Annotated in this window: 8 protein-coding genes; all 8 read left to right on the forward strand. The window is 43.8% G+C overall.

Features of this window, described 5'->3' with window-relative positions; genetic code table 11:
• Window positions 1-108: 108 nt before the first annotated feature.
• The 8 genes from O0550_RS21395 (at window position 109) to tuf (ending at window position 13,213) form a co-directional block, all read left to right on the forward strand.
• Complete coding sequence (locus tag O0550_RS21395) at window positions 109-705, forward strand: class I SAM-dependent methyltransferase (RefSeq protein WP_003345141.1); 597 nt, start codon at window positions 109-111, stop codon at window positions 703-705.
• A gap of 336 nt (window positions 706-1,041) precedes the next feature.
• Complete coding sequence (rpoB, locus tag O0550_RS21400) at window positions 1,042-4,578, forward strand: DNA-directed RNA polymerase subunit beta (RefSeq protein ID WP_003345142.1); 3,537 nt, start codon at window positions 1,042-1,044, stop codon at window positions 4,576-4,578.
• A 30-nt stretch (window positions 4,579-4,608) separates the two neighbouring features.
• A complete protein-coding gene (rpoC, locus tag O0550_RS21405) occupies window positions 4,609-8,226 on the forward strand; it encodes a DNA-directed RNA polymerase subunit beta' (protein WP_003333805.1) in 3,618 nt (1,205 codons plus the stop codon).
• Between the two features lie 164 nt (window positions 8,227-8,390).
• Window positions 8,391-8,645 carry a 50S ribosomal protein L7ae-like protein gene (locus O0550_RS21410; RefSeq protein ID WP_003333804.1) on the forward strand — a complete coding sequence of 85 codons (255 nt, stop codon included), beginning with the start codon at window positions 8,391-8,393 and terminating at the stop codon, window positions 8,643-8,645.
• Between the two features lie 118 nt (window positions 8,646-8,763).
• Complete coding sequence (gene rpsL / locus O0550_RS21415) at window positions 8,764-9,186, forward strand: 30S ribosomal protein S12 (RefSeq protein WP_003333803.1); 423 nt, start codon at window positions 8,764-8,766, stop codon at window positions 9,184-9,186.
• Window positions 9,187-9,237: 51 nt separating this feature from the next.
• The gene (gene rpsG / locus O0550_RS21420; protein ID WP_003333802.1) at window positions 9,238-9,708 is read left to right on the forward strand and encodes a 30S ribosomal protein S7; all 471 of its coding nucleotides are present in this window, start codon (window positions 9,238-9,240) and stop codon (window positions 9,706-9,708) included.
• A gap of 70 nt (window positions 9,709-9,778) precedes the next feature.
• Window positions 9,779-11,857, forward strand: coding sequence for an elongation factor G (gene fusA / locus O0550_RS21425; RefSeq protein WP_003333800.1), 2,079 nt, complete (start codon window positions 9,779-9,781; stop codon window positions 11,855-11,857).
• Between the two features lie 165 nt (window positions 11,858-12,022).
• Complete coding sequence (gene tuf / locus O0550_RS21430; RefSeq protein ID WP_003345145.1) at window positions 12,023-13,213, forward strand: elongation factor Tu; 1,191 nt, start codon at window positions 12,023-12,025, stop codon at window positions 13,211-13,213.
• Window positions 13,214-13,218: the final 5 nt, after the last annotated feature.

Below are 13,218 nucleotides of genomic sequence, written 5' to 3' on the forward strand. Positions count from 1 at the left end.
TTCTTCTACTGTCTATAGAAAAATCCCCCTTACCTATAAAGGTTGGGGGATTTCTGCTATCTAGGCTTATTTCATTTTAATGAATTGCTTGGGAAAGGAGGCAAGAGGATGAGTGATCATTATTACACAAACCGACCACAATCGGCACATGAGGAAGCTGAATTTGATTTTGAGCTGCGTGGAAAAACCTATCACTTTACTACCGATAGTGGTGTTTTTTCTCGGGAACGAATTGATTTTGGGAGCGTGCTCTTAATAGAAACCATGCAGTTTTCGGAACGTGCACGCGTTCTTGATGTAGGCTGTGGCTACGGTCCGATAGGTTTTGCAGCTGCATCGATAGCTAACAAGGGTCTCGTTACCATGATTGATATAAATGAACGAGCAGTAGCGCTTGCGAAACGGAATGCAGAGCGAAATGGTATTTCCAATGTGGAGATTATGGCCAGTGACCTTTACGAACAAGTAGAGGGTAGAGAGTTTGATGTTATCTTAACCAATCCTCCCATCCGAGCTGGAAAAGAGACGGTGCATCACATTTTCACGGAAGGCTATAAGCTTTTAGCGCCTGATGGTGAGATGTGGGTTGTTATTCAAAAAAAGCAAGGCGCACCATCTGCAATTAAAAAATTAGAAGAATATTTTCGAGAGGTAGAAACTGTCGAAAAAAGCAAGGGTTATTTTATCATTCGAGCAAAAAAATGACCAAATCTCCTTGACGAGGCATTTTCCTTATGTTAACATTATAAAATGTCAATATGGGTTAAATGTCTAAACTGAGCGATTCCTGATTTGTCAATACCTTTTTATGCTGATTTTTTAGCGTAGAGGGTTAAAGCTGTAAAAGGTTGGGAATTCTTTTAGAATAGAGTTTTTTATCAAAAATGAGGTTAAATGGTTAACCCATTTTTATTTTTGTGTCTTCAGCGTCTGGTGTTATATTACTAGATGCTTTCCGTTTTCCTAAATATTAAGAGGGAAGACATGTTGCGGTCAACATCTAATAAAGGATGTTGCAACAAATAGTGAGGGGTGAATGAGTTGGCAGGTAAACTGGTCCAGAGCGGTAAGCACCGCCAGCGTCGCACGTATTCTCGAATCAACGAAGTACTGGGACTACCTAACCTAATCGAAATTCAGCAAAAATCCTACCAATGGTTTTTGGATACTGGTTTAAGAGAAATGTTCCAAGACATTTCGCCAATCCAAGACTTTACTGGTAATTTAGTGCTGGAGTTTATTGATTATAGTCTTGGTGAGCCTAAATACGGCGTAGACGAGTCGAAGGAACGTGATGTAACGTATGCTGCTCCATTGCGTGTTAAAGTACGTCTTCTAAACAAAGAGACGGGCGAAGTGAAGGAGCAAGAAGTCTTTATGGGAGATTTCCCACTGATGACAGAAACGGGTACCTTCATTATAAATGGAGCGGAGCGCGTTATTGTCAGTCAGCTCGTTCGTTCCCCTAGTGTTTACTATAACACTAAAATTGATAAGAACGGTAAACAGACTTTTAGCGCTACTGTTATTCCGAACCGTGGGGCATGGCTTGAACTTGAAACCGATGCGAAAGATATTATTTATGTACGTATCGATCGTACTCGTAAAATTCCAGTTACAGTATTACTTCGTGCTTTAGGTTTTGGAACTGATAAAGATATTCTAGACCTGCTGGGTCATGACGAGAAATTCGTTAACAACACGCTTGAAAAAGATAACACCGATTCTACTGAGAAAGCTTTGATCGAAATCTATGAGCGTTTGCGTCCAGGTGAACCACCTACAGTAGAGAACGCGAAGAGCTTATTGATTTCTCGCTTCTTTGATCCAAAGCGCTATGATTTAGCATCAGTAGGTCGCTATAAAATGAACAAAAAGCTCCATATTAAAAACCGCCTATTCAACCAACGTCTTGCTGAGACGCTGATTGATAAATCAACAGGTGAAATCCTTGCAGAAGCAGGTCAAATTATTGACCGTCGTGTTATGGAAAAGATTCTTCCTATGTTGGAGGGTGGCGTAAACTATGTGGACGTACGTACACATGGTGGAGTTCTAGAAAATGAAACGATTACTCTTCAATCTATAGATATCTTTGATGAAGAAGGTAAAGTAGTTAAGGTTATCGGAAATGCGAATATCGATATGTCTGTAAAGCATATTACTCCAGCAGACATCGTTTCGGCAATTAACTATTTTATTAACCTACTGCATCGTGTAGGTACTACAGACGATATCGACCATTTGGGTAACCGTCGTCTGCGTTCTGTAGGTGAATTGTTACAGAACCAATTCCGTATCGGTCTTTCTCGTATGGAACGCGTGGTTCGTGAACGCATGTCCATTCAAGATCAAAATCAAATTACACCGCAGGCTTTGATTAACATCCGTCCTGTGATCGCGGCAATCAAAGAGTTCTTTGGTAGCTCCCAGCTTTCACAGTTCATGGATCAAACGAATCCGCTTGCTGAGTTAACACATAAACGCCGTTTGTCCGCATTAGGACCTGGTGGTTTGACGCGTGAACGCGCTGGTTTCGAAGTGCGAGACGTGCATCACTCTCACTATGGACGTATGTGTCCGATCGAGACTCCAGAGGGACCAAACATCGGTTTGATCAACTCCTTGTCTACGTTTGCTCGTATTAATGATTACGGCTTTATTGAAACACCTCGCCGTAAAATTAATCCTGAAACAGGCGTTGTATTGTCTGAGATTGAATACCTGACTGCTGATGAAGAGGATGTATATAACGTAGCTCAGTCGAATCAGCCACTAGCTGAAGATGGCAGATTTGCTAACGAGATGGTTATTTGCCGTCGTAAAGGTGAAATCCTTAACGTTCCTCGCGATAAGGTAGACTTTATGGACATCTCTCCTAAGCAGGTTGTATCGGTTGCGACAGCGTTGATTCCGTTCCTTGAGAACGATGACGCCAACCGCGCCCTAATGGGATCAAACATGCAACGTCAGGCCGTTCCTTTGCTAATTCCTCAAGCTCCATTTGTAGGAACTGGTATGGAACATAAAGCAGCGCAAGACTCCGGTGTTGCGGTTGTTGCAAAATGGCCTGGAAAAGTAGAGCGTGTAACAGCTCGCGAAGTAACTGTTCGACGTTATATAGAGGTTGATGGCAAACAAGTTCTTGGAGACCTAGATAAATATAAAATGCACAAATTTATCCGTTCTAACCAAGGGACTTGCATTAACCAACGTCCGATTGTAATGCCTGGCGATATTATCGAAAAAGGCGATATTATCGGTGATGGTCCGTCCACTGAGAAGGGCGAATTGGCGCTTGGTCGCAACGTTATCGTAGCGTTTATGACTTGGGAAGGTTATAACTACGAGGATGCGATCTTGCTAAGTGAAAAACTGGTTAAAGATGACGTCTACACGTCCATTCATATTGAAGAATATGAATCAGAAGCTCGTGATACGAAACTAGGACCAGAAGAGATTACACGCGATATTCCGAACGTAGGGGAAGAGGCGCTGAAGAATCTTGATGAACGTGGTATCATTCGCGTTGGTGCCGAGATCCGCGATGGCGATATCCTGGTTGGTAAAGTAACGCCTAAGGGTGTAACAGAGCTAACAGCAGAAGAGCGCCTATTGCATGCGATCTTCGGTGAAAAGGCACGCGAAGTTCGTGATACATCACTGCGTGTACCACACGGTGGCTCCGGTATTGTTGTTGATGTAAAAGTATTTACGCGCGACAATGGCGATGAATTGCCTCCAGGTGTTAATCAACTAGTGCGTGTATACATTGCTCAAAAACGTAAGATTTCCGTTGGGGATAAAATGGCCGGTCGACATGGTAACAAAGGGGTTATTGCCCGTATCATGCCGGAAGAAGATATGCCGTTCCTACCGGATGGTTCTCCAGTTGAGATCGTCTTGAATCCACTGGGCGTACCATCGCGTATGAACATCGGTCAGGTACTTGAAACACATTTAGGTATGGCTGCTAAATTGTTGGGTATTCACGTAGCGACTCCTGTTTTCGACGGTGCTCGTCAAGACGATGTTCTTGATACGCTTGAAGAAGCTGGATTAGACCGTGACGGTAAAACCCTCCTATACGATGGCCGTACAGGTGAATCATTCGATCGCCGTGTAACAGTAGGTTGCGTGTACATGCTGAAACTGGCTCACTTGGTTGACGATAAGATTCATGCTCGTTCAACTGGACCATACTCTCTTGTTACGCAACAACCATTGGGTGGTAAAGCCCAATTTGGTGGTCAGCGCTTCGGGGAGATGGAGGTATGGGCGCTTGAAGCATACGGTGCCGCATATACTCTGCAAGAGATCCTCACCGTTAAATCTGACGATGTTGTTGGTCGTGTTAAAACGTACGAAGCGATCGTTAAAGGTGAAAACGTACCAGAACCGGGCGTTCCAGAATCATTCAAAGTATTGATTAAAGAACTTCAAAGCTTAGGTATGGACGTAAAAATCCTCTCTGGTGACGAGCAGGAAATTGAAATGCGCGAAACCGATGATGAGGATGAAGGAACTGGAGAAAAGTTAAATCTCTTACCTGAAAGCATAGGCGCACAAGATGAGTAAGATTCCGGTACAAGAGGGAGGTAACGCCCTGTGATTGACGTCAATAATTTTGAATATATGAAGATTGGTTTAGCTTCTCCCGATAAGATCCGTTCGTGGTCTTTCGGGGAAGTTAAAAAACCTGAAACAATTAACTACCGTACCCTGAAGCCTGAGAAGGATGGTTTGTTCTGTGAGCGTATTTTCGGACCAACCAAGGATTGGGAATGTCATTGCGGTAAATACAAGCGCGTTCGTTATAAAGGTGTAGTCTGTGATCGATGCGGCGTTGAGGTAACTCGTGCAAAAGTGCGTCGTGAACGTATGGGACACATTGAGCTTGCTGCTCCTGTTTCCCACATCTGGTATTTCAAAGGTATCCCAAGCCGTATGGGTCTGGTACTGGATATGTCTCCACGTTCCCTTGAGGAAGTTATCTACTTCGCTTCTTATGTAGTAGTAGATGCCGGGGATACTCCTTTGGACAAAAAACAACTTTTGTCTGAAAAAGAATACCGTAACTATCGCGAGAAATATGGTCAATCCTTCCAAGCAGCAATGGGTGCCGAAGCAATTCGCCGTTTGCTAGCTGAAATTGATCTTGAAAAAGAAGTAAGCACATTGAAGGAAGATTTAAAAACCGTACAGGGTCAACGCCGTACTCGTGCGATTAAACGTCTAGAGGTGCTGGAAGCATTCCGTAACTCTGGTAATCGCCCTGATTGGATGGTACTTGACGTATTGCCTGTAATTCCTCCAGAATTGCGCCCGATGGTACAGTTGGATGGTGGACGCTTTGCGACATCTGACCTAAATGACTTGTATCGTCGTGTGATCAACCGTAACAACCGTCTAAAACGCCTGCTTGAACTTGGCGCGCCAGACATTATCGTACAAAACGAAAAACGTATGCTACAAGAAGCAGTGGATGCGTTGATTGATAACGGTCGTCGCGGACGTCCTGTTACTGGTCCTGGTAACCGTCCATTGAAATCCTTGAGTCATATGCTTAAAGGTAAGCAAGGTCGTTTCCGTCAAAACCTTTTGGGTAAACGTGTTGACTACTCTGGTCGTTCCGTTATCGTAGTAGGACCGAACCTTCGCATGTACCAATGCGGTCTGCCTAAGGAAATGGCGTTGGAACTGTTCAAGCCTTTCGTAATGAAGGAGCTTGTAGCAAAAGGCCTAGCTCATAACATTAAGAGTGCGAAACGTAAAGTTGAGCGTATACAACCTGAGGTATGGGACGTATTGGAAGAGGTAATCAAGGAACATCCTGTATTACTAAACCGCGCTCCTACCTTGCACCGTTTGGGTATTCAAGCATTTGAGCCAGTATTGGTTGAGGGACGTGCGATTCGTCTACATCCGCTCGTATGTACAGCTTATAACGCTGACTTTGACGGTGACCAAATGGCGGTTCACGTACCGTTGTCTGCGGAGGCACAAGCTGAAGCTCGTATCCTAATGCTTGCTGCTCAAAACATCTTGAACCCGAAAGATGGTAAACCAGTTGTTACACCTTCTCAGGATATGGTGCTTGGTTCTTACTATCTGACGCTGGAGCGTAGAGGAGATGTGGGTGAAGGTTCTATCTTCCGTGATCCTGCTGATGCGATTGCAGCTTATGAGAATGCATATATCACGCTGCAAACACGTATCCTTATTCCGGCTAATAGCTTGAGCAAAACTTCATTTACAGAAAAACAACAGAATGCATTGCTAGCAACTACTGTAGGTAAAGTAATCTTTAATGAAATTTTCCCTCCAGAGCTGCCATACATCAATGCTCCTACAAGAGACAACCTTCAGAACCAAGTTTCTGATGAGTACTTTATGTTTGAAAAAGGTCAGGATACTACTGCTTTTATTAAGAGCTTGAAGGATCCGGGTGCTGTTAAAAAAGGCTTCTTGGGAACAATCATTGCTGAATGCTTCCGTCGCTTTGGAACAACCATGACCTCTGAAATTCTTGATAAAATAAAAGAATTGGCATTTAAATACTCAACAAAAGCTGGTATTACGATTGCCGTTGCCGATATCGTAGTTCCATCTGAAAAACAATCCATTCTTAACAGTGCCGATGAGAAAGTAAATGCGGTAATGACGCAATTCCGTCGTGGTTTAATTACTGAAGACGAACGTTATGACCGTGTTATCTCCATCTGGTCAAAAGCTAAAGATGAAGTAACTGATGTTCTCATGAAATCCATGGATCAATTCAATGCGATTTACATGATGGCTAACTCCGGAGCCCGCGGTAACGTGTCCCAGATTACTCAGCTAGCTGGTATGCGTGGTCTGATGGCAAACCCGTCAGGTCGAATCATCGAGTTACCGATCAAATCCAACTTCCGTGAAGGTTTAACGGTATTGGAATACTTCATCTCTACGCATGGTGCGCGTAAAGGTTTGGCCGATACAGCCCTGCGTACTGCTGACTCAGGTTACTTAACTCGTCGTCTGGTAGACGTAGCGCAAGACGTTATCGTTCGTGAAGAAGATTGCGGAACAGATAAAGGTATTCGCGTAAGTGCTATTAAAGATGGTAAAGAAGAAATCGAAAAGCTGTCTGACCGATTAGAAGGTCGTACCTGCTTTGAAACTGTTCGTCATCCTGAAACAGGTGAGATCCTTGTTCATCGAAATGAGGAAATTACTGAGGAGATGGCTGAATTAATCGTTAAGCTTGGCATTCAAGACGTATACATTCGTAACGTACTTGCTTGCCGCACAAGTCACGGGGTCTGCAAACGTTGCTATGGCCGTAACCTAGCAACAGGAGCAGAGGTAGAAATCGGTGAAGCAGTAGGTATTATTGCTGCACAATCTATCGGTGAACCAGGTACTCAGTTAACAATGCGTACGTTCCATACCGGTGGGGTAGCAGGGGACGATATCACGCAAGGTTTGCCGCGTATCCAAGAGTTGTTTGAAGCTCGTAACCCGAAAGGTCAAGCGGTTATTACCGAAATCGACTCAGAAGTGGTTAGCATCCGTGAAGATAAAGATAAACGCATCATCGAGGTTCGTGGTGAAGCAGAAAACAAAGAATACGCAGCGCCATACGGTGCACGTATCAAGGTATCTGTTGGCCAAAAACTTAATGCCGGTGATGAGTTAACAGAGGGTTCTGTAGACCCGAAAGAAATGCTGAAAGTACGCGGTCAGCGCGGTGTATCCAACTACATCCTGCAAGAGGTTCAGAAAGTTTACCGTATGCAAGGGGTAGAAATCAACGACAAGCACGTTGAGGTAATGATTCGTCAGATGCTTCGCAAGTTGCGCGTCATTGATAGTGGAGAAACTGATCTGTTGCCAGGTTCCTTCGTAGAGGTTCATGAATTTGAGCAAGCCAATGCGAAAGTGCTTATGTCTGGCAAGAGCCCAGCAGTTGGACGTCCAGTGTTGCTTGGTATCACAAAAGCTTCCTTGGAGACAGATTCCTTCTTGTCTGCAGCATCCTTCCAAGAAACAACACGTGTTCTTACAGATGCAGCGATTAAGGGTAAAGTAGATAAGCTACTTGGATTGAAAGAGAACGTAATTATTGGTAAGCTGATCCCAGCTGGTACTGGTATGAACCGTTATCGCAACTCAAGACTCTTAAACCGCGAACAAGCAGAAGGTAACTCTGACGTACTAGAAACAGTATCAGTAGAATCCTAGTTTGCTATATTGATAAAGAGGCGTTTCCTCTCTGGGGAAACCGCCTCCTTATCAATTTAATAGAAAGTAATTTTTTATAGAATAATAGGTTGACTTCTATAAAAATAGCTGGTATGATACTTGAGTGTGCCTGATACTCAATTACTTTGGAGGATATGATCATCATGTCTTATGAAAAAGTAGAGTGGGCAAAGGAGTTAACGATCGGTATTAATCAGACCACCAAAGCGATCGAACACGGACTTATTGAGGAAGTGTTTTTGGCTAAGGATGCAGATAGACGTTTAATACAAAAGATCGCACTTCTATGTAAAGAAAAGGGTGTTCCCGTCAACTTTGTTGATTCCATGAAGCGCTTAGGTAAAGCGTGCGGAATACAGGTTGGGGCAGCCGCTTGTGCAATAAAAAAGAGTGGTTAAGTCATGTTTTTGTTGAAGAACGTTATGTTTTTCTGGCAAGAGCATCTTATTTTGCCCATATGTGATTCACCTGGATCTGTGGTCTTACAATAAAGAATGAGGAAGGAGGAAAAAGATCATGCCTACAATTAACCAATTAGTGCGCAAAGGTCGTAAAGATAAAGTCGTAAAGTCTAAGTCCCCAGCTCTACAAAAAGGGTACAACAGCTTTAAGAAATCTCAAACGAACCAAAGCTCGCCTCAAAAACGTGGTGTATGTACTCGTGTAGGTACAATGACACCTAAAAAACCGAACTCCGCGCTTCGTAAGTATGCTCGTGTACGTTTAACTAACGGAATCGAGGTTACAGCTTACATCGGAGGTATCGGTCACAACCTTCAAGAACATAGTGTTGTACTAGTTCGTGGTGGTCGTGTAAAAGACTTACCAGGGGTACGTTATCATATCGTACGTGGTGCGCTTGATACTGCGGGTGTTAACAACCGTATGCAATCTCGCTCCAAATATGGTACAAAACGTCCGAAGGCTGCAAAAAAATAATCACGTTGCGTGATTACATTATATTAACTCTAGGAAAAGGAGGGAAACTTGATGCCGCGTAAAGGTCCAGTTGCTCGACGCGACGTATTGCCAGATCCAATTCATAACAGCAAGTTGGTTACTCGTTTAATCAACCGTTTGATGTTGGATGGTAAGCGTGGAGTTGCGCAAAATATCCTATATAACTCGTTTGACATCATTCAAGAACGTACAGGACGCAACCCTATGGAAGTGTTCGAAGAAGCTCTTAAAAACATCATGCCTGTACTTGAGGTAAAAGCTCGCCGTGTAGGTGGTGCTAACTACCAAGTACCTATCGAGGTTAAACCTGAGCGTCGTACGACTCTTGGTCTTCGTTGGTTAGTTAACTACGCTCGTCTTCGTGGTGAAAAAACTATGGAACAGCGTTTGGCTAGCGAAATTATGGATGCAGCAAACAGTACTGGTGCAGCTGTTAAGAAACGTGAGGACACTCACAAAATGGCTGAAGCAAACAAAGCGTTTGCACACTATCGCTGGTAGAATGCAAAGGCGGGTATCCTTTAGATACCCGCATATTCTCACATATGAGTATGGAAGGAGCAATTCCTAAATGGCTCGCGAATTCTCTCTAGCGAATACGCGTAATATCGGTATCATGGCACACATCGATGCCGGTAAAACGACAACAACCGAGCGTATTCTTTTTTATACCGGTCGCGTTCACAAAATCGGTGAGACACACGAAGGTGCCGCAACGATGGACTGGATGGAACAAGAACAAGAGCGCGGTATCACAATTACTTCTGCTGCTACGACTGCTCAATGGAATGGTCACCGCATCAACATCATCGATACACCTGGGCACGTAGACTTCACAGTTGAGGTTGAACGTTCTCTGCGTGTACTTGATGGTACTGTTGCGGTTTTTGACGCGAAGGGCGGCGTAGAACCTCAGTCTGAGACTGTATGGCGCCAAGCAGACCGTTATGGTGTACCACGTGTTTGTTACGTAAACAAAATGGATATCATGGGTGCAAACTATGATATGTGTTTAGAACAAATTAAAGAGCGTCTAGGCGCTAACCCTGTAGCTATCCAATATCCAATTGGTGCGGAAGATAATTTCACAGGTATCGTTGACCTTGTTGAAATGAAAGCTCACATCTATGTAGATGACTTGGGTAAAACTTCTGAAACTACAGAGATTCCTGCTGAATTGAAAGAAAGATGCGAAGAACTTCGCATGCATCTTGTTGAAGCAGCTGCAGAACAAGACGAAGAATTAATGATGAAATACCTTGAAGGCGAAGAGTTAACGATTGAAGAAATCAAAGTTGCTCTACGTAAAGGTACTATCGCAGTTAATCTAGTTCCTGTTCTTTGTGGTTCTTCCTATAAAAACAAAGGTGTTCAATTGATGTTGGATGCAGTAGTTGACTACTTGCCAGCTCCAATTGACGTACCAGCTATCAAAGGTACTCTTCCTGATAGTGAAGAAGAAGTAGTTCGTGAATCCGATGACAATGGTCCGTTCTCTGCTCTTGCATTTAAGATCATGACTGACCCTTACGTTGGTAAACTTACATTCTTCCGTGTATACTCTGGTACACTAGCTTCCGGTTCTTACTTGCTGAACTCTACTAAGGGTAAACGCGAGCGTATCGGACGTATCCTACAAATGCACGCTAACCACCGTGAAGAAATCCCTATGGTTTACTCCGGTGACATTGCAGCGGCTGTAGGTTTGAAGGATACTACAACTGGGGATACATTGTGCGATGAGAAGTCGCCAGTTATCCTTGAGTCTATGGTATTCCCTGAGCCAGTTATCCACGTTGCTATTGAACCAAAATCCAAAGCAGACCAAGATAAGATGGGTATTGCCCTTTCTAAACTTTCTGAAGAGGATCCAACGTTCCGTACGCACACTGATGAAGAAACTGGACAAACCATCATCGGTGGTATGGGTGAGCTTCACCTAGATATCATCGTTGACCGTATGAGACGCGAATTCAAGGTAGAAGCTAACGTGGGTGCTCCACAAGTAGCTTACCGTGAAACATTCCGCGGATCTGCTAAGGTTGATGGTAAATTCGTACGCCAATCCGGTGGTCGTGGTCAATACGGTCACGTTGTGGTTGAGTTCTCTCCACTTGAGCCAGGTCAAGGCTTCATGTTTGAGAACAAAGTTGTTGGTGGTGCGGTTCCTCGTGAATACATCCCAGCAGCTCAAGCGGGTATCGAAGAATCTATGAAAAATGGTGTTCTTGCAGGATTCCCACTTGTAGACATTAAAGCTGTTCTTGTAGACGGTAGCTACCATGATGTAGACTCCTCTGAGATGGCGTTTAAAGTTGCAGGTTCCTTGGCACTTAAAGAAGCAGCTAAGAAGTGTGGAGCTGTTCTTCTTGAGCCAGTTATGAAAGTAGAAGTTACTGTACCTGAGGACTACATGGGTGACGTAATGGGTGACCTTAACTCTCGTCGTGGACGCATTGAAGGTATGGATGCTCGTGCAAACGCACAAGTTATCCGCGCAATGGTTCCACTTTCTGAGATGTTTGGTTACTCTACAGTACTACGTTCCCGTACTCAAGGTCGCGGTCAGTACTCTATGCAAATCGACCACTACGAAGAAGTACCAAGAAATATTTCTGATGAAATCATCAAGAAGTCCAAAGGTGAATAATCAGTATCTATTTTTTGGGAATTTACTTCCAGTGTAGATTTCTCTCTTTATCTTCAAAGAAGAAAGGTTTACAATATTGTTTGGTTACAGCCAAATTCGTGTAAACCTTTCTCTCTATACTTATTATAAAAAAAACCTTTAATCTTTAAGGAGGCACAAATTCTCATGGCAAAAGCTAAATTTGAGCGGAATAAACCCCACGTTAACATCGGTACTATCGGTCACGTTGACCATGGTAAAACAACTCTAACTGCTGCTATCACTACTGTTCTTTCTGTAACTGGTGGAGCAACTGCTATGGATTACGGTAGCATCGACGCTGCTCCTGAAGAGCGCGAGCGTGGTATCACAATCAACACTGCACACGTTGAGTACGAAACTGAAACTCGTCACTATGCACACGTTGACTGCCCAGGCCATGCTGACTATGTTAAAAACATGATCACTGGTGCTGCACAAATGGACGGAGCGATCCTAGTAGTATCTGCTGCTGACGGTCCAATGCCACAAACTCGTGAGCACATCCTTCTTTCTAAACAAGTAGGTGTACCTTACATCGTAGTATTCATGAACAAATGCGACATGGTTGACGATGAAGAGTTGCTAGAACTAGTTGAAATGGAAATCCGTGACCTATTGTCTCAATACGAGTTCCCAGGTGACGACACTCCAGTAATCAAAGGTTCTGCTAAAGAAGCTTTGGATAACCCTAATGGCGAATGGGCTAAGAAAATTCTTGAGTTGATGGAAGCTGTTGATTCTTACATCCCAACTCCAGAACGTGCTACTGACAAACCATTCTTGATGCCTGTAGAGGACGTATTCACAATCACTGGTCGTGGTACAGTTGCTACTGGTCGCGTTGAGCGCGGTGTTATCAAAGTTGGTGACGCTATCGAAATCATCGGTCTTCAAGAAGAAACTCGCAACTCCACTGTAACAGGTGTTGAGATGTTCCGTAAGCTTCTTGATCAAGCTGAAGCTGGGGATAACATTGGTGCTCTTCTACGTGGTGTTGAGCGTAAAGACATCGAGCGTGGACAATGTCTAGCTAAACCAGGTTCCGTTAAACCTTACACTAAATTCAAATGTGAAGTTTACGTTCTATCTAAAGAAGAAGGTGGACGTCATACTCCATTCTTCGCAAACTACCGTCCACAGTTCTACTTCCGTACAACTGACGTAACAGGTATCGTTCAATTGCCAGAAGGCGTTGAAATGATCATGCCTGGTGACAACACTGAGTTCACTGTTGAACTTATCGCTCCAGTTGCAATGGAACAAGGTACTCGTTTCGCGATTCGCGAAGGTGGCCGTACAGTAGGCGCTGGTGTAGTATCTACTATCGTTGAATAGTATTT

Source organism: Brevibacillus halotolerans, from assembly GCF_026891775.1.
GTDB classification, from domain to species: Bacteria; Bacillota; Bacilli; order Brevibacillales; family Brevibacillaceae; genus Brevibacillus_B; species Brevibacillus_B halotolerans.

What these genes read in the sequence shown, in the direction of transcription:
- O0550_RS21395 (WP_003345141.1), top strand. Translation starts at nt 109, where the DNA reads ATGAGTGATCATTATTACACAAACCGACCACAATCGGCACATGAGGAA.
- O0550_RS21410 (WP_003333804.1), top strand. Translation starts at nt 8,391, where the DNA reads ATGTCTTATGAAAAAGTAGAGTGGGCAAAGGAGTTAACGATCGGTATT.
- rpsL (WP_003333803.1), top strand. Translation starts at nt 8,764, where the DNA reads ATGCCTACAATTAACCAATTAGTGCGCAAAGGTCGTAAAGATAAAGTC.
- rpsG (WP_003333802.1), top strand. Translation starts at nt 9,238, where the DNA reads ATGCCGCGTAAAGGTCCAGTTGCTCGACGCGACGTATTGCCAGATCCA.
- fusA (WP_003333800.1), top strand. Translation starts at nt 9,779, where the DNA reads ATGGCTCGCGAATTCTCTCTAGCGAATACGCGTAATATCGGTATCATG.
- tuf (WP_003345145.1), top strand. Translation starts at nt 12,023, where the DNA reads ATGGCAAAAGCTAAATTTGAGCGGAATAAACCCCACGTTAACATCGGT.